Below are 16,304 nucleotides of genomic sequence, written 5' to 3'. Positions count from 1 at the left end.
CCTCGCTGTCCGCCCCGGCCTTGAACTCGCGGGCGATGACGGCATCGACGGGGAGAACGATTTCACAGCCGGCGTCCTTCGCCGTTGCCATGATCGCCCGGGCCGTGTCGGCCAGATCGTGCTCGCAGAGCGAGTTGCCGACCGATTTGCCTTGTGCGGCGAGGAAGGTGTTGGCCATGCCGCCCCCGATGACCAGCGCGTCGACCCGTTTGACGAGGTTCGACAGGAGGTCGATCTTGGTCGACACCTTGGCGCCGCCGACGACGGCAACGACCGGCCGGACGGGATCGCCAAGGCCTTGTTCGAGAGCTTCCAGCTCGGCCTGCATGGTGCGCCCGGCATAGGACGGCAGATGCCGGGCTAGGCCCTCGGTCGAGGCGTGGGCGCGATGGGCGGCGGAAAAGGCGTCGTTGACGAAGATATCGCCGAGCGATGCGAGACGGCTGACGAAGTCCTCGTCATTGGCTTCCTCGCCGGCGTGAAAACGGGTGTTTTCCATGAGCACGACGTCGCCGTCCTTGAGCCCGGCGACGATGCCGGCCGCGATGGGGCCGACGCAATCGTCGGAAAAGCCGACCGGCATACCCAGCATCTCCGACAGGACCGGCGCCAGCGGCGCCAGCGACATCTCGGGATTCGGCTTGCCCTTCGGCCGGCCGAAATGAGCCAGCAGAATGACCCGCCCGCCCTTGTCCGAAAGCTCCCGAACCGATGGCAGGATGCGGGCGATACGTGTGCGGTCGGACACCTTGCCGCCCTGCATCGGCACGTTGAGGTCGACCCTGAGGAGGACGCGCTTGCCGGCGACGGTGACGTCGTCGAGCGTCTTGAACTGGGTCATCGGTTTCCTCCACAATGTTGCCGAGCGGCGGGGGCATTCGCGCCTCCGCTCGCTTCAATCGGAAAAGGCGATCGCTTACCCCGCCTTGGCGAGCGCGACGGCGGTGTCCGACATGCGGTTGGAGAAGCCCCATTCGTTGTCGTACCAGGACAGGATGCGCACGAAGGTGCCGCCGAGGACCTTGGTCTGGTCCATGTGGAAGACCGAGGAGTGGCTGTCGTGGTTGAAGTCGATGGAAACCAGCGGCTCGTCGGTGTAGCCGAGAATGCCCTTCAGCTTGCCGTCGGCGGCCGTCTTGATCGCCGCGTTGATTTCCTCGATCGAGGTCTCCCGCCTGGCGATGAAGTTGAGATCGACGACGGAGACATTCGGGGTCGGTACGCGGATGGCGACGCCGTCCAGCTTGCCGTTCAGCTCCGGCAGCACCAGGCCGACGGCCTTGGCGGCACCCGTCGAGGTCGGGATCATCGACATGGCGGCGGCGCGGCCGCGATAAAGATCCTTGTGCATCGTGTCGAGCGTCGGCTGGTCGCCGGTATAGGAGTGGATCGTCGTCATGAAGCCCTTCTCGATGCCGACGAGCTCATTCAGCACGTAGGCGACGGGCGACAGGCAGTTGGTCGTGCACGATGCGTTGGAGACGACCAGATCGTCTTTCGTCAGCGTGTCGTGGTTGACGCCGTAAACGATGGTCTTGTCGGCGCCGGCCGCCGGGGCGGAAACGAGCACCCGCCTGGCGCCGGCTTCCAGATGCAGGGACGCCTTGTCCTTGGCGGTGAAGATGCCGGTGCATTCCATGGCGACGTCGACGCCGAGCTCGCCCCAGGGCAGGTCCTTGGGGTCGCGGATGGCGGTGACCTTGATCGGCTTGCCGCCATCGATGCTGATCGTATCGCCTTCGACGGTGACCTTGGCGGGGAAACGGCCATGCACGGAATCGTAGCGCAGCAGATGGGCGTTGGTCTCGACGGGACCCAGATCGTTGATGCCGACCACCTCGATGTCGGTCCGTCCGGATTCGACGATCGCCCGCAACACATTGCGGCCGATGCGGCCGAAGCCATTGATTGCAACGCGAACTGTCATTGATCCGTCTCCTTCGATGGCGCGCCCCGCCGGCAAACGTCGCGAGGGGCGTCGCGGTCGCCTTGGGCTGTACAGAAGCAGGCGGTCCGGATCAATATTCCGGACGGTCAGCTTTTCTTAGGTGCGCGCTGATTTCGATGCCGCGACGACGGCGCGAACGAAAGCATCGGACCTTGAAGGTGGCGCCCGGGTTCGGGATCATCCCGATGCTCAATCGGATGTTGGAGCGCCGTCACCGTCCTCCACCGGCCGCTGCGAGGCGCGGCGGGCCTCCACGGCGGCGACCACAGCGTCGGCGGTGATGCCAAAATGCTCATAGAGATCGGCGACGCGTCCGCTGGCGCCGAAGCCGGTCATGCCGATAAAGATACCGTCACGACCGATGAAGCGGTCCCAAGCCTGGCGGATGCCGGCCTCGATCGCGACATTGACTGTGCCGTGGTCGAGGATCGCGGTCTGGTATTCCGGACTTTGCTGGTCGAACAGCTCGAAGCATGGCACCGAAACGACCCGGGTATGCACGCCATCCCGCTCGAGCCGCGCGCGCGCCTCGATGGCGATCCGCACCTCCGATCCCGTAGCGTAGATCGTCACCTCCGCCTCGCCCGAAGCCGGGCTGATCTCGTAGGCGCCGCGCGCGCTGCGGTTCTCGTCGTGCTTGTCGAGCCGCAAGGCCGGCAGATCTTGGCGGCTGAGGGCCAGCACCGAGGGCGCGTGGCGCGATTCCAGCGCGAGCTGCCAGCACTCCACCGTCTCGACGGCGTCGGCCGGACGGAACACCTGCATCACCGGCATCGCCCTAAGCGAGGCAAGATGCTCGACGGGCTGGTGCGTCGGCCCGTCTTCGCCGAGGCCTATCGAATCATGCGTCATCACATAGATGACCCGCTGGCCCATCAGCGCCGACAGGCGCATCGCGCCGCGGCAATAGTCGGAAAACACCAGGAACGTGCCCGAATAGGGGATAACGCCGCCATGCAGCGCCAGCCCGTTCATCGCCGCGGCCATGGCGTGTTCGCGAATGCCGTAATGGACGAAGCGGCCGGAATAATCGCCGGGGACGATGGCGGCGGTCTGGCTGGTGCGGGTGTTGTTGGACCCCGTCAGATCGGCCGAGCCGCCGATCGTCTCTTTCACGACCTCGTTGATGATCTCAAGCGCCATTTCCGAAGCCTTGCGGGTGGCGACGGTGGGGCGCTCCTCGTTCAGAGTGCGTTTGTAGCGCTGCATCGCCTGAACGAAACCGCTCGGCAGATCGCCGCGCATCCGCCGCTCGAAATCCCCCCGGATCTCGGCGTCGATCTCGGCGAAGCGCCTTTGCCACTCCTTACGGTGCGTGCTGGAGCGCAGCCCGGCGATCCGCCACTGGTCGCGGATCGCGGCCGGAATCTCGAAGGGTTCATGATCCCAGCCCAGCGCCTCGCGGGTTGCCGCGAGTTCCTTCGCTCCCAGCGCCGATCCATGCACCTTGGCGGTTCCCGCCTTGGTCGGCGCGCCATAGCCGATCGTGGTCTTGCAGGCGACCAGGGTCGGTCGGTCGCTTGCCTTGGCCGCTTCGATCGCCGCGGCGATCGCGTCGGGATCGTGGCCGTCACATCTGAGCGTGTTCCAGCCACTCGCCGCGAAGCGGGCCGCCTGATCGGTCGAGTCGGTCAGCGAAACCTCGCCGTCGATGGTGATGTCGTTGTCGTCCCACAGGACGATGAGCTTGTTCAGCTTCAGGTGGCCGGCGAGTGCGAGCGCTTCCTGGCTGATCCCCTCCATCAGGCAGCCATCGCCCACGAGCACGTAGGTATAATGGTCGACGATCCCGTCGCCGTAGCGCGCGTTCATGATGCGCTCGGCGAGCGCCATGCCGACGGCGTTGCCGAGACCTTGGCCGAGCGGTCCGGTGGTGGTTTCGATGCCGGCGGCGTGGCCGAATTCAGGGTGCCCCGCGGTCCTGGCTTCGAGTTGGCGGAAGTTCTTGATCTCGTCGATGTCGATATCGTCGTAGCCGAGCAGATACAGGAGGCTGTAGAGCAGCATCGAGCCATGCCCGGCCGACAGCACGAAACGGTCGCGATCCGCCCAGTCGGGATCGCGCGGATCGAAGGTCAGGAAGCGGGTGAACAGCACCGTGGCGATGTCGGCAGCGCCCATGGGAAGGCCTGGATGACCCGACCCGGCCGCTTCGACGGCATCGGCCGACAGGAACCGGATGGCGTTGGCCATCTGGCGATGCTGGTCGGGTGTTGTCATCAAGGGTGCTCCGATTGATGGCCTGACGGCCATGACGCGCGGCAGTCATCACATGGCTATGCTACTGTCAACAAACGAAGACCGCATCCTGGCGCGACGGATCGGGGGATCGCGCCGCCGCGCCGCTTTTCATGGCCCGCTCGAAACGCTAGACCATTAAAGGCCATGCGCGCATTCGCGGAAGGTACATTTCAAAGCGGGCTTTGCCCGCAGGTTGGTGTCAGGGGGACGACGCGATGTCGTCGGAAGATCCGTTCGAGACGGCGCGCTTGCGCCTTCGGACCGCGATCGAGCGGCTGGAACACGCCATCGAGGAGCGTGAGGAGCGGGAATCGGTCCTGCGGGGCGGCGAAGCCGAGATTCAGCGCATGACGGCCGACCGCGCTCGTCTGGCGCGCGAACTCGACGCGGCGCTGGCGCGGGGGGAACGACTCGATCGCGCCAACCGAGAGGTCTCGCAGCGGCTCGTCGACGCCATGGAACGGGTGCGTGGCGTGCTCGCACGCCACAAATAAAGAAAGCGGAGAAAGGTCGAATGCCCCAGATCGTCGTCACCATCGACGAAAAGACCTATCGCATGGCGTGCGGCGAAGGGGAGGAGGCTCACCTGACCGCTCTTGCGGCGGAGGTCGACGGGCGGATCGCCGATCTGAGGAAAAGTTTCGGGCAGATCGACGATCTCCGTCTGATGGTCATGGCGGCCATCATGGGCTCGGACGAATTGTTCGAGGCGCGGCGTCGGATTCGCGAGCTTGAGGAAAAAATCGCCAGATATTCCGCTCGTTCGGATGAAGTGGACGGTGCACGACAGGAGGAGCGCAACCGTTTCGTCGACAGCCTCAACGAGACGGCGCAAGCCCTGGAGCGGCTCGGCGCACGGCTTGAGGACCGCTAGGCCAGTCGCTGCGGCACGGCGACGCCGTGCCGCAGGCATCGCTGTGGAGCGTGACCGTTGTTGCGGCGCGACGCCACTCTAGTTCCGCTCGCATGAGTAACGTCCAGTCCCCCGCGTCCATCGCTGCCATACGCCGGAAACGCCGTTTCCGGCCTGCTGTCGTAGCCTCGCTGTCGGTATCGTTCGCCGCGCTTGTCCTGTCCGGCTGCGCGGCGGTGCTCAATGCCGCGACCAGCGGCAATGGCTACAGCGTCGTCGAGGATATTCGCTATATGCCCGGCGACCGCGGCACCTACGACCTCTACATTCCGGCGACGGTGACGCCGCAAACACCGGTCGTCGTCTTCGTTTATGGCGGCAGCTGGGATTCGGGATCGAAGGATCTCTATCTGTTTGTCGGCCAGTCGCTGGCAAGCGAGGGCGTCATCGTCGCCATCCCAGACTATCGCCATTATCCCGAGGCGCGATTTCCAGGCTTCATCGAGGATGCCGCCAAGGCCACGGCGCGAATCGCCAGGACCGTGCGCGGTGGCGCCTACGCCATGCCGGGCGGTTCGCACCCGCTGTTCCTGATGGGGCATTCGGCCGGCGCCCAGATCGCCGGCCTGCTGGCGACGGACGAGACCTGGCTGACGCAGGAAGGGCTATCGCCGCATAGCCTCGCGGGATTTATCGGTCTCGCCGGTCCCTACGATTTTCTGCCGCTGACCGAGGAGCGTTACAAGCTGATTTTTCCGGAGGCGCAGCGCGCAGCGAGCCAGCCGATCAACTTCGTCGATGGCGGGGAGCCGCCGATGATGCTGATTGCCGGCGCCGACGATACGACGGTCGACCCGAAGAACACCCGCTCGCTGGCCGCGAAAATGCGTGCGTCGGGCGGTTCGGTGACCGAAACGATTTATCCGGGCGTCGATCATTTGGGGGCGGTCACCGCCTTCGCGACCGCCATTCCGCTCAATGATACCGCGATCCGCGATGCGACTCTGGACTTCATTCGGCAGAATGCGCGGTGAGCGCGCTTGCGGACTTTGGCCCCCGAGACTGTCCGGGGACGCGCCCACTCGAGGGCCATGTCGTCAGGGTCGAACCGATCGTCGACGACCGTCATTTCGACGCCTTGTTCGCCGCCTTCGCAGAAGATAGCACGGGCGGGATCTTCGATCATCTGCCCTATGGGCCGTTCGCCGACCGGGCTGCGTTCCGCGCTTGGGCGGAAGCGACCTATCTCGCCGACGACATACGGTTTCACGCGATCCTGCCGTCGGCCGCGGGTCGGGCGGAAGGGGTCGCCGCGCTGATGCGCACGGATACGGCGAACGGCGTAACCGAGATCGGTCATATCTGTCTTGCGCCGTCGCTGCAGCGGTCGCGGGCGGCGAGCGAAGCGTTCTACCTGATCATGGAACGGGTGTTCGACGAACTCGGCTACCGGCGCCTCGAATGGAAATGCGACGATCGCAACCAGCCATCGAAGCGAGCCGCCGAGCGTTTGGGGTTCGTCTATGAAGGGCTGTTTCGCCAGCACATGATCGTCAAAGGCCGCAATCGCGATACCGCCTGGTATGCGATCGTCGACCGCGACTGGCCGAGGGTCAGATCGGGTTTCGAGGCTTGGCTGGCGCCGGAGAATTTCGACACCGAGGGGCGCCAACGACGCGCTCTGGCGCCGGTTCGAGAGAGCCTCGCGGCCCGGCAACAAGGCGAGGCGGTGATTATCCCCGCGCCGGAACGATCGTGACCAGGGCGTCGGACGGGTAGATCGACTCGAACAAAACGCCGTCGCCCGGCATGAAACGCATCAGCGTCCGCCCTTCGCTGTCGGCCATCTCGAGCGTTCCATCGCGCGACGAGCGCCATTGCGAAACGCTTTGCAGGGTGGGCGAGCCGGCGCAATCCGGGCCGACCGGAGCGTCGGCAAAGCCGGCCTCGAGGTTCGGTCTCGCCGCTATCTTGCAGGTCGCGCCGCTGCGCAGGTCGATCACACGCACGGCGTTCAGTCGAGGGGTATCCGACACGGCGCTCGACACCGGCGCCGTAGCGGCCAGCGTCGTCACGCCAGCGACCGGCTCCGTCGCCGTAACCGGCGCGCCCTGCAGGCCGGCGACGAAGACGGACGCGGCAATTCCGGCCCCAAAGGCCGTCACGGCAAAGTTCATATTGGTTCCCTCACGAGATTGTCGGAGGACCAATATGCTCCCTACAACCTTAAGCGAAGGTTGACGCGGTGCGAGAGCGTTAGCGAAGCATTCAGTTGCGGCGCGGGAGAATGCCCGCTTTCACCGATTCCGCCACCGGCGATACCGGCGTCTGTCCCTGGAACCAGTTGGTCAGGTTGCGGATGACGAGGTCGCCCATCGCCCCCCGCGTATGGCGCGACGCGGAACCGACATGGGGCAGCAGCACGGTGTTTTGCAGTGCGATCAGCCGGGCTGGTACGTGCGGTTCGTTTTCGAAGACATCGAGGCCGGCGGCACGGATCGTACCGTTTTCGAGGGCCTCGATCAGCGCCGGCTCGTCGATGGTCGTGCCGCGGCCGATATTGACGACGACGCCGTCGGGCCCGAGCGCCTTCAGGACCTTGGCGTCGACGGCGCGTTCGGTGGCGGCGCCGCCGGGTGCCGCGATGATCAGCGTATCGACCGAGCTGGCAAGGCTTTCGAGGCTCGGATGGTAGCGATAGGTGACGTCGGTGCGCTCCGAACGGTTATGATATTCGATCGGCAATCCGAAGGCTTCGAGGCGCCGGGCGATGGCCAGGCCGATGCGTCCAAGGCCCATGATGCCGGCGGTGCGCCCGCGCAGCGTCATCGGCGTCAGCGGGTAATTGCCCTCGCTTTCCCACCGGCCCTCGCGCAGGTGCTTTTCCGCCGCGTAGAGTTCGCGCACGGTCATCAGGAGAATGGCGAGCGTGGTGTCGGCGACCTCGTCTGTCAGTACGTCGGGGGTGTTAGTCACCATGACGCCCTTGGATGTCGCGTGCTTCACATCGACGCCGTCGTAGCCGACGCCGAAATTGGCGATGATCTCGAGATTGGGCAGCGCGTCCATCATGTCGGCCGGCACCGCTCCCATCATCGCGATCCCGCGCACGGAATTGCGGCGTTCCTGGCTCAGCTTCGACACATCGCGATCGAGAACATGCTCGACATCGAACGTCTTCTTCAGCGTGTCGAGCGTGTCAGGGTTCAGCTTGCCGGGGACGAGAATGGTTACGGAGGATAGGTCGGACATGATGGCTCCCTTGGAAAAATATGTGGATCGAAGAATTGCGATGGGTCAGTTTGGCCAGGCGAATTCGCTGGACTGTCGGATTTTGAGTTCCGGGGTGATGAGGATGGTCTCTTCGCTCGCCGGCAGGCCCTGAAGGCGGTCGAGCAGGGCGCCCGCCGCCCGCCGCCCAACCTCGCTCTGGCCGTTCGCGACGGTGGTCAGCGCGGGCGTCGCGATCGCCGCCTCGTCGATGTCGTCATAACCGATCACCGCGATATCGACGCCCGGCCGAAGTCCCGCGCGGGACAATCCGTACATGACGCCGAGCGCGACGAGATCGGAAAAGCAGACGATCGCGGTGGGCCGTTTCTCGATGGCAAGGAAAGCGGACACGGCGTCGAAGCCGGAATGACGGTCACGCGGACCCTCGACGCGCCATTCGTCGCGGAATTCGATCCCGCCGCGCTTCAGCGCCGCGCGATAACCGGCCTCGCGGTCGCGCCCGGTCGACGTCATGGCCGTGCCGCCGATCATCGCGATCGAGCGATGTCCGCGCCCGATCAGATGGTCGACGGCGAGCCCCATGCCGTAGGCATCGTCGCCGCGAAAGCCGCAGACACCGGACCCCTCGATTGTGCGAGCGATCAGCGTCACGGGCAAGTCGTTCTCCTCGGCCAGATGGATGTCGCTGGCCGGGGTGCCGATGGCCGGTGACAGAATCAGCCCGTCGGCACCAAGCTGCAGCATGGTGTCCACGAAGGACCGCTGTTTGGCCAGTTCGTCGTGATGGTTGCACAGGATGAAGGTCTGGCGACGCCGGTCGAGCTCGTCCTCGACGGATTTCAGGATCTCGCCGAAGAACGGATTCATGATGTCGTGGACGCAGACTCCGAGGATTCCGGATTTCGACGTGCGCAACGAGGCCGCGCGCCGGTTGTAGATGTAGCCGAGATCGCGTGCCGACTGCTTGATGCGTTCGCGCGTGACCTCCGCGACCAGAGAGCTGTCGCGCAGGGCCAGCGATACGGTTGCGGTCGAAAGACCCAGCGAATCCGCGATCGTCGACAGTTTGACCTTCTGCGCCACCTAGGACCGCTCCCCCCATCTCCACTGATGCCCCGTCGATCTATGGCAAACGCCGACGGCCGCGCAAAGCCCTGTCGGTTCGTTCACGGCAAGGAACCGCGCGGGCGCCGGCTCAATCACCCGCCGCAATGTCCACCGTCGGCGCCGCACCGGTGTCGGCGAGGTTTTGCGCCATCCGCTGCAACAGCTTGCGCAAAGTCTTGCGCTCCCGGCTGGAGAAGCCGGCAAGCGCGGCGCGATCGACGGCCTTGCGCGCCGCGCTTACGGCATCGACGATATCCGCGCCTTTGTCGGCCAGATGCGCGTGGCTCTGGCGTCCGTCGCGCTCGGAAACGCGTTTCTCGACAAGTCCTTGAGCGATCAGACGGGCCACCGTCTTGGTGATCGTCGGCGGTCGCACCGACAGATGCTCGGCCAGTTCCCGCAGGGTCACGCCGTCCTTTTCGCTGATCGCCAGCAACACCGTGTCCTGTCCGGGGTAGAGATCGAGCGTTGCCAGCCGTCCCGCCAGAGCGGTTCGCGCCAGACGCGCGGCGACGCCCAGATGCGTCGTCACGGACCGCTTCCTCTGCTTCTTCCCCGCCATCTTGTCCCCATTCCTTTTCGCAGGGCAAAATGACGAAGCGTCGCTATGTTGTCTACCTTGTTTGCCCGCTACCCTCATGCAAGGAAACATCGTCACGAACCAGACATGCCAGGCTCATCACGAGGATCGACCATGCGGCCACGCTACGAGGAGATGACGAGCGAGGAACTCGCGGCCGAGCGTTCGGGGCTGGACGCGGCTGTCGCGGTCGTTCCCATCGCCGCCGTGGAACAGCATGGGCCGCATCTGCCGCTTGGCACCGATGCGATGCTAGCCGACGCGATGGTCGAGACGGTTCTGGCGATGCTGCCGACGGCGCGCCCGGTGACGTTTCTGCCGACGGCGCGGATCGGCAAGTCCACCGAACATACGCGGCTTGCCGGCACGCTCAGTCATGACTGGCGAACGGCGACGGCGGCGCTGATCGAGATCGGCGAGGGGCTCGCGACCGCCGGCTTTCGCCGCCTCGTCATCGTCAATGCCCATGGCGGCAACACGCCGGTCATGGACACCGCCGCGCTGGAATTGCGCAAGGCGCATGGCGTGCTGGCCGCGACCTGTTCCTGGCTGCGTTTCGGCATTCCGGACGGCTTGCTGCCGAAAGAGGAGAGCGTCATCGGCATCCACGGCGGCGCGGTGGAGACGTCGCTGATGCTGCATTTCCGCCCGGACCTCGTGCGGACCGAGGCGGTCCGTGATTTCGCCTCCCTGCAGAGCGATCTCGACGGCTCGGCGAAGCGGTTGAGGGCGCATGGCCGGCTCGGTTTTGGCTGGATGGCCGAGGACCTCAATCCGGCGGGCGTTGTTGGCGACGCCACGCTGGCCACGGCGGCGATCGGCGCGGCGATCGCCGACTATCAGGCAAAGGCGTTCGTGGAGTTTCTCGACGACGTCTTGGCCTTCGACCTGTCGCGATTGCGCTGATCGGGCACGCCGGGTCAGCCGTTTAGACAACCCCGTGCATTCACGATCCGACGCGCCTATATCGTTGGCCGATCCAAGCAGGAGAGTTTGATGTCCGATAACGCCAGCCAGGCCGACGCGCAGATCCCGGTCACCGTCCTCACCGGCTATCTGGGATCCGGCAAGACGACGCTGCTCAACCGCATCCTGTCGGAGGATCACGGCCGCAAATACGCTGTCATCGTCAACGAGTTCGGCGAGATCGGCATCGATAACGACCTCATCGTCGAATCCGACGAAGAGATCTACGAGATGAACAATGGCTGCGTCTGCTGCACGGTGCGCGGCGATCTGGTGCGTGTCGTCGAGGGGCTGACGCGCCGCAAGGGCCGCTTCGACGCGATCATCGTCGAGACGACGGGTCTCGCCGACCCGGTGCCGGTGGCGCAGACCTTCTTCATGGACGAGGACGTGCGCGCCAGGACCAGGCTGGACGCCGTTGTCGCTCTGGTCGACGCCAAGCATCTGCCGCTGCGCCTCAAGGACAGCCGCGAGGCGGAAGACCAGATCGCCTTCGCCGATGTCGTGCTGCTCAACAAGTCCGACCTCGTCTCGCCGGAGCAGCTCGCGGTGGTCGAAGCGACGGTCCGCGCGATCAACCCCACCGCCGTGATCCATCGCACCCAGCGGGCCGGCATCGACCTGAAGCGGGTGCTCGGGCAGGGCGCCTTCGACCTCAAGCGCGTGCTCGACGACGACCCCGATTTTCTCACCGGCGCGGAAGACGTTCATGACGAGCATGGCTGCGGCCCGGACTGCGACCATGAACACCATCACCACGGCCACGATCATCATGGCCACGCGCACCACCACGATGCGGCCTCGCCCTTGCACGATGTGACGGTGAAGTCGGTGTCGCTGCGCGGCGGTGAGCTCGACAGCGAAAAATTCTTCTCCTGGATTCAAGCACTGACCCAGGAACAGGGACCGAATATCCTGCGCCTCAAGGGCATCATCGCCTTTGCCGGCGATCCGGACCGCTATGTCGTGCAGGGCGTCCACATGATCGTCGAGGGTGATCACCAAAGGCCATGGCGCGACGACGAAAAGCACGAGAGCCGACTGGTGTTCATCGGCCGCGAACTCGACGCCGAGGAATTGTCGGCGGAGTTCGAGGCGTGCGCGGCGCGTCAGCGGGAACATGCCTGATGCCGTCGATCGCGGCCTATGAGTTTCCGGATTTTGTAGAGACGGCGGCTTTCGTGAAGGATCAGCCGGTTTTCGCCATCGCCGACGGTAGCGTACGGTTTCCGGCGGGTGGCGAGCGGGTGGTCGAGGCGCATCCGGGCGGGCTGTTGTCGGCGCGCTACGATCCGTACGGCCGGCGGCTTCTGACCGGCGGCGAGGACGGCCGCGTGGTGTCGGTTGACGGCGGCGGCGCGGCGCGCGAAATCGCCTCGATCGGCCGCAAGTGGATCGCCGCGGTCGCCGGCGGCCCACGGGATACGGTGGGCTTTGCCTCGGGCAGGACCGCCTATGTCCGGCTCAGCGGCGGCGCGCTCAAGGAAATCCGCCATGAGCGCACGGTCGAGGACATCGCCTTCGCGCCGAAGGGCATCCGCGCGGCAACCGCGCGCTACGACGGGGCTTCGCTGTTCTTTCCCGCGACGGACGCCGCTCCGGCGGCGCTCGAATGGAAGGGCGCGCATCTCGGCATCGATTTTTCGCCCGACGGACGCTTCCTGGTGACGATCATGCAGGAAAACGCCCTGCATGGCTGGCGGATCGACGACGGCAAGCACATGAAGATGACCGGCTATCCGGCCAAGGTGAAGGACTGGTCCTGGTCGGCCAAGGGCAAGTTCCTGGCGACGTCCGGCGCGCCGGCCGCGATCCTGTGGCCGTTTTCCGGCAAGGACGGGCCGATGGGCAAGGCGCCGCTGGAGCTTGGCACCCGCGGCGACACGATGGTGACCGCCGTTGCCTGCCACCCGGCCGAGGACATGCTGGCGATCGGCTATGGCGACGGCATGATCCTGGCGGTGCGCTTCGCCGATTCCAAGGAAGCGCTGCTCAGGCGGGGTGGCGCGAGCCCGGTCAGGACGATGGCCTGGAGCGGCGAGGGCCGCTTGATCGCCTTCGGCTCGGAATCTGGCGAGGCCGGCGTGATCGACATCGCGGGGTGAGACGGTGCAGGTGGATGCGGAGGCTTTACGCCGGATCCTCTTCCGCCGGCTCCTCCGTCACCGCCGCCTCGATTGTGCAGACGATGCCCTCCGGGCGGTAGTCGATCTTGACCTCGCCGCCGAATTCGGCCGCCATCGCCTGCTCGATCAGGCGCGAGCCGAAGCCGCGGGCCGCGGGCGCTTCGACCGGCGGACCGCCGGTTTCGTGCCAGGTAAAGGTGAGTTGCCGCGTGCCCTTGGCGCTCTCCAGGTCCCACTCGATCCTCACCTGGCCGGTATCGTTCGACAGAGCGCCGTATTTGGTCGCGTTGGTTGCCAGCTCATGCAGGCCAAGCGCCAAAGCGAGGCTTTGCCGCGCCGTCAACCGCAGTTCCGGTCCGGATACGGCGATCCGCGATTCGTCTCGCGGCTGATGGGTTTCCAGTGAGTTGGCGACGATCGCCGCGATCGGCGCCGAGGTCCAGCTCGTTTGGGTAAGGATGTCGTGCGCCTTGCCGAGCGCGATCAGCCGGGCCGAGAAGGCGGCGAGCCCGTCCTGGACGTTGGTGGCACGGCGCAGCGTCTGATTGGCGAGGGCATTGACCATAGCGAGCGTGTTCTTGACGCGGTGCTGAAGTTCCCGTGTCAGCATCTTTTGGCGCTCTTCGGCCTCCATCTGCTCCGTCACGTCGCGCACAGCACCGATAAAGCGGACGGTCTCACCATTGTCCGCAATGGTCTGGCCGGCGGCATGGATGTGCCGAAGCAGACCATCCGTCAATCCGACGATGCGATAGACGATGTCATAGCTGCCGCCGCTGGAGGGATCGAGGGTCAGATCAACGGCGGCCTCGACGCGTTCGCGGTCATCGGGATGCAGAGCCGGAAGAAAGCTGCCCGCGTAGGAGACCTCCGCATCGGGCCCCAGGCCGAACATGGCCTTGCAGCGCTCGTCCCATCTCAGTTCCCCGCTGCGCAGGTCATAGTCGAAGGTTCCGATACCCGCCGATTCCTGGGCCAGTCGGAGACGTCTTTCGGTTTCGATTAAAGCCTGCTCGGCCTGTCGGCGCTGGCTGAAGGTCCAGGAACGGTTCAGCACCTCCCGGATGAAGGTGACTTCCTCGTCGCTCCAACGCCGGGGCTTTGCGGCGTGCAGATAAAGGATGACCCGAACCCGGCCGTCCTCGACCACCGTCAGATTGAGGAGCGCGCCGATTCCGATCTCAGACCATGCCTTTTTCACGGCCGGCGATGAAGAATGGTCAGCGGTGTTCTCGATCACCACGAGGCCGGATTGCAACTCGTCCAGAAATCTGGTGCCGAACTGTTCGAGCGGAATGACCCCGGAAAGCGCCGTCGCATTCTCGCAGTCCATTCGCTGGCGATCGTCGCGGTGGTCTCGGCGGCATCGACATGGGCATAGCCGACCCGCGCGATATCCAGCGTCTCGCCGAGTATCTCCAGTGCCTTGTCGGTATGAGAGGCCGAGGTTTCGCTCAATATCAGTTCGTCGCCGAGCCGCAGCAGCGCGGATTGTCGTACCCCGCGGGCCCGATCGGCCGTGCGGTCGACGATCGCGCCGGGGAAACGCAGCGGGTTTCCGTTGCTGTCGTAGAAGCATCGTCCCTTGGCGAACACCCAGTGGATCGTGCCATCGCTATCGATCGAGCGATACTCTTGTGAATAAGCCGAGCCAGTTTCGATGGCCGCGTTGATCGCGGCGCTGGTTCCGGCGAGATCGTCGGGGTGGACGCCTCGCAAGAATGTCTCGATTGGCACGCCCTTGTCGGCGAGTGCCGGATCGACACCGAACAGACGGGCGAAACGTGTGTTGACGTAGACGCTATCGCCCGGGATGTCCCAATCCCAGGTTCCAACCAGGTCCGAAACCTCAAGGGCGAGGTGCAGCCGTTCTCGGCTGACCTCCAGTTCCTGGCGTTCCTTGCGCTCGCGTGTCCGGTCGCGCAGGATCTTGAGGACGCCGGCGGGCTTCTCGTCGTCGCCGAGGAGCGGCATCATTTCGCCGCTCGCGAAGAAGCGCGATCCATCGGCCTTCAAGTGCCAGCGCTCGTCGCTTGCCTTGCCCATGGTCAGGGAAAGGCTCATCTCGCGTTCCGGAACGCCGGCCTCGACGTCTTCGGGGGTGAAGATCGTCGCGATCGGGCGGCCGACGATCTGGCGTTCGGACCAGCCGAGCACGGCTTCGGCGGCCTCGTTCCAGGTCGTGACGGTGCCGTCGAGATCGGCGGCGATGATGGCATAGTCGACGGCGCTTTCGACGATCAGGCGATAGCGGGATTCGCTTTTGTGCAAGGCCTTTTTCAGGCTGGCGATCTCTTCTTTCAGATCGGCGATCTCGTGCGTCGCGGCGTCGAGCCGTGTCGCGGCATCGTCGCCGCTGGCGGACTCCAGATTCGCCAGCCGGCGGCGCAACGCCGCGTTCTCCGCGAGGGCCGAGGCCAGCCGGTCGTCTTTGGCCAGTTCCATCCGGCTCCGTCCCCAGCAAAGGTCAAGGAAGTCGGACGTGTCCGCCCACAAATCCCCATCCATGTCCCTGTTGGTTGCCTATGCCATTTCATCCGCGGGGGAACAAGGGCGTCCCACGCAAGTCATTAAGTTTGAATGATTATTCACCGAAATGCGCTGTTCAAGCCGGTGGCGCAAAGCAGCGATGCGCGGCCGTATCGGTAGTAATTACAGGAAGCTGTCTGCGGCCGGTCGGCCTCAACGTGCCCGCCGCGCGCGCGAGATGTCGCGGCGTGATTTCCAGAGCCAGCAAGCGGTGTGGCTCGAACGGCCCCGGCATGGCGAGATTCGCGGTGGCCGCGCATGAAAAGCCGAAGCGACCATAATATTCCGGATCTCCGACGAGCAGGATCGCGCCATGGCCGCGCCGCGCTGCTTCGCCAATCGCATGGCGCATCAGCGCGCCGCCGATACCGGCATTCTTGAGATAGGGATCAACCGCCAGCGGGCCAAGGAGCAGCGCTGGAACCGAGTTGCCGGTCGGCCCGCCGGCGGCGATGTTCCACAGGCGCACGGTTCCGATCAGACTCCCCCCGGCTGCGATCGCGGCGAAGGCGAGGCCCTCCGCCGGGCGTCGACCGCGCCGGATTGCCTCCGACGACTTGCGCTTGCGACCGGGACCCATCGCGACGTCGAGAAGGGCCTCGCGCGCGGCGAGGCCATCCTCGGTTTCCGGAGCGATCGAAAACAGCGGCGCGGCGGACTCGAAGGCTGCGGCATGAAGGAATGCGGACATAATACCCCCCTCGGATCGACCGGAGGCGG

General features: G+C 65.3%; 17 protein-coding genes. 7 read left to right on the top strand and 10 right to left on the bottom strand.

Annotation, left to right across the window (positions count from 1 at the left end):
• From MJ956_RS15155 to tkt, 3 genes are all read right to left on the bottom strand, one after another.
• The coding region (locus MJ956_RS15155; RefSeq protein ID WP_253965278.1) for a phosphoglycerate kinase at positions 1-841 on the bottom strand (841 nt) is incomplete at its 3' end.
• A gap of 75 nt (positions 842-916) precedes the next feature.
• Positions 917-1,927: a type I glyceraldehyde-3-phosphate dehydrogenase gene (gene gap / locus MJ956_RS15150; protein ID WP_253965277.1), complete on the bottom strand. Its 1,011-nt coding sequence runs from the start codon at positions 1,925-1,927 to the stop codon at positions 917-919.
• 210 nt (positions 1,928-2,137) lie between these two features.
• Complete coding sequence (gene tkt, locus MJ956_RS15145) at positions 2,138-4,168, bottom strand: transketolase (RefSeq protein ID WP_253965276.1); 2,031 nt, start codon at positions 4,166-4,168, stop codon at positions 2,138-2,140.
• Between the two features lie 236 nt (positions 4,169-4,404).
• Here tkt and MJ956_RS15140 point away from each other — a divergent pair, with 236 nt between their 5' ends.
• The 4 genes from MJ956_RS15140 to MJ956_RS15125 all read left to right on the top strand — a co-directional run bounded on the left by MJ956_RS15140 (position 4,405) and on the right by MJ956_RS15125 (position 6,801).
• Positions 4,405-4,683 (top strand): DUF4164 domain-containing protein, encoded by a 279-nt coding sequence (locus tag MJ956_RS15140; RefSeq protein WP_253965275.1) that lies wholly within the window; start codon positions 4,405-4,407, stop codon positions 4,681-4,683.
• A 20-nt stretch (positions 4,684-4,703) separates the two neighbouring features.
• Positions 4,704-5,063, top strand: coding sequence for a cell division protein ZapA (locus MJ956_RS15135; RefSeq protein ID WP_253965274.1), 360 nt, complete (start codon positions 4,704-4,706; stop codon positions 5,061-5,063).
• 92 nt (positions 5,064-5,155) lie between these two features.
• Entirely contained in the window at positions 5,156-6,076 is a 921-nt protein-coding gene (locus MJ956_RS15130; RefSeq protein ID WP_253965273.1) for an alpha/beta hydrolase, read from the top strand.
• A complete protein-coding gene (locus MJ956_RS15125; protein ID WP_253965272.1) occupies positions 6,073-6,801 on the top strand; it encodes a GNAT family N-acetyltransferase in 729 nt (242 codons plus the stop codon). Before MJ956_RS15130 ends, MJ956_RS15125 begins: the two co-directional genes overlap by 4 nt.
• Here the strand turns inward: MJ956_RS15125 and MJ956_RS15120 are convergent.
• From MJ956_RS15120 to MJ956_RS15105, 4 genes are all read right to left on the bottom strand, one after another.
• A complete protein-coding gene (locus MJ956_RS15120; protein WP_253965271.1) occupies positions 6,776-7,219 on the bottom strand; it encodes a hypothetical protein in 444 nt (147 codons plus the stop codon). The genes MJ956_RS15125 and MJ956_RS15120 overlap by 26 nt on opposite strands.
• A gap of 91 nt (positions 7,220-7,310) precedes the next feature.
• The gene (locus MJ956_RS15115; protein ID WP_253965270.1) at positions 7,311-8,294 is read right to left on the bottom strand and encodes a 2-hydroxyacid dehydrogenase; all 984 of its coding nucleotides are present in this window, start codon (positions 8,292-8,294) and stop codon (positions 7,311-7,313) included.
• 45 nt (positions 8,295-8,339) lie between these two features.
• Positions 8,340-9,359 (bottom strand): LacI family DNA-binding transcriptional regulator, encoded by a 1,020-nt coding sequence (locus tag MJ956_RS15110; protein WP_253965269.1) that lies wholly within the window; start codon positions 9,357-9,359, stop codon positions 8,340-8,342.
• Positions 9,360-9,471: 112 nt separating this feature from the next.
• Complete coding sequence (locus MJ956_RS15105) at positions 9,472-9,915, bottom strand: MarR family winged helix-turn-helix transcriptional regulator (protein WP_253965268.1); 444 nt, start codon at positions 9,913-9,915, stop codon at positions 9,472-9,474.
• Positions 9,916-10,077: 162 nt separating this feature from the next.
• Here MJ956_RS15105 and MJ956_RS15100 point away from each other — a divergent pair, with 162 nt between their 5' ends.
• The 3 genes from MJ956_RS15100 (at position 10,078) to MJ956_RS15090 (ending at position 13,034) form a co-directional block, all read left to right on the top strand.
• Positions 10,078-10,869, top strand: a complete 792-nt coding sequence (locus MJ956_RS15100; RefSeq protein ID WP_253965267.1) for a creatininase family protein — start codon at positions 10,078-10,080, stop codon at positions 10,867-10,869.
• A gap of 90 nt (positions 10,870-10,959) precedes the next feature.
• Positions 10,960-12,057, top strand: coding sequence for a CobW family GTP-binding protein (locus MJ956_RS15095; RefSeq protein WP_253965266.1), 1,098 nt, complete (start codon positions 10,960-10,962; stop codon positions 12,055-12,057).
• Positions 12,057-13,034, top strand: a complete 978-nt coding sequence (locus MJ956_RS15090) for a WD40 repeat domain-containing protein (protein WP_253965265.1) — start codon at positions 12,057-12,059, stop codon at positions 13,032-13,034. The genes MJ956_RS15095 and MJ956_RS15090 overlap by 1 nt, the downstream gene beginning before the upstream one ends.
• Before the next feature lie 25 nt (positions 13,035-13,059).
• On the opposite strand, the gene MJ956_RS15085 is transcribed toward MJ956_RS15090, so the two are convergent.
• From MJ956_RS15085 to MJ956_RS15075, 3 genes are all read right to left on the bottom strand, one after another.
• A complete protein-coding gene (locus MJ956_RS15085; RefSeq protein ID WP_253965264.1) occupies positions 13,060-14,388 on the bottom strand; it encodes a sensor histidine kinase in 1,329 nt (442 codons plus the stop codon).
• The gene (locus tag MJ956_RS15080) at positions 14,292-15,500 is read right to left on the bottom strand and encodes a PAS domain-containing protein (RefSeq protein ID WP_253965263.1); all 1,209 of its coding nucleotides are present in this window, start codon (positions 15,498-15,500) and stop codon (positions 14,292-14,294) included. The genes MJ956_RS15085 and MJ956_RS15080 overlap by 97 nt, the downstream gene beginning before the upstream one ends.
• Before the next feature lie 160 nt (positions 15,501-15,660).
• The gene (locus tag MJ956_RS15075; protein WP_253965262.1) at positions 15,661-16,275 is read right to left on the bottom strand and encodes a GNAT family N-acetyltransferase; all 615 of its coding nucleotides are present in this window, start codon (positions 16,273-16,275) and stop codon (positions 15,661-15,663) included.
• Between the last annotated feature and the right edge of the window lie 29 nt (positions 16,276-16,304).

The organism is Aurantimonas marianensis, assembly GCF_024195285.1.
Lineage (GTDB): Bacteria > Pseudomonadota > Alphaproteobacteria > Rhizobiales > Rhizobiaceae > Aurantimonas > Aurantimonas marianensis.
This window is presented reverse-complemented; position numbering and strand designations above follow the sequence as displayed.

Excerpts from the sequence above, each read along its gene's own strand:
- gap (WP_253965277.1), bottom strand. The coding sequence starts at position 1,927 with ATGACAGTTCGCGTTGCAATCAATGGCTTCGGCCGCATCGGCCGCAAT.
- tkt (WP_253965276.1), bottom strand. The coding sequence starts at position 4,168 with ATGACAACACCCGACCAGCATCGCCAGATGGCCAACGCCATCCGGTTC.
- MJ956_RS15140 (WP_253965275.1), top strand. The coding sequence starts at position 4,405 with ATGTCGTCGGAAGATCCGTTCGAGACGGCGCGCTTGCGCCTTCGGACC.
- MJ956_RS15135 (WP_253965274.1), top strand. The coding sequence starts at position 4,704 with ATGCCCCAGATCGTCGTCACCATCGACGAAAAGACCTATCGCATGGCG.
- MJ956_RS15130 (WP_253965273.1), top strand. The coding sequence starts at position 5,156 with ATGAGTAACGTCCAGTCCCCCGCGTCCATCGCTGCCATACGCCGGAAA.
- MJ956_RS15120 (WP_253965271.1), bottom strand. The coding sequence starts at position 7,219 with ATGAACTTTGCCGTGACGGCCTTTGGGGCCGGAATTGCCGCGTCCGTC.
- MJ956_RS15115 (WP_253965270.1), bottom strand. The coding sequence starts at position 8,294 with ATGTCCGACCTATCCTCCGTAACCATTCTCGTCCCCGGCAAGCTGAAC.
- MJ956_RS15100 (WP_253965267.1), top strand. The coding sequence starts at position 10,078 with ATGCGGCCACGCTACGAGGAGATGACGAGCGAGGAACTCGCGGCCGAG.
- MJ956_RS15095 (WP_253965266.1), top strand. The coding sequence starts at position 10,960 with ATGTCCGATAACGCCAGCCAGGCCGACGCGCAGATCCCGGTCACCGTC.
- MJ956_RS15090 (WP_253965265.1), top strand. The coding sequence starts at position 12,057 with ATGCCGTCGATCGCGGCCTATGAGTTTCCGGATTTTGTAGAGACGGCG.
- MJ956_RS15085 (WP_253965264.1), bottom strand. The coding sequence starts at position 14,388 with ATGGACTGCGAGAATGCGACGGCGCTTTCCGGGGTCATTCCGCTCGAA.
- MJ956_RS15080 (WP_253965263.1), bottom strand. The coding sequence starts at position 15,500 with ATGGAACTGGCCAAAGACGACCGGCTGGCCTCGGCCCTCGCGGAGAAC.
- MJ956_RS15075 (WP_253965262.1), bottom strand. The coding sequence starts at position 16,275 with ATGTCCGCATTCCTTCATGCCGCAGCCTTCGAGTCCGCCGCGCCGCTG.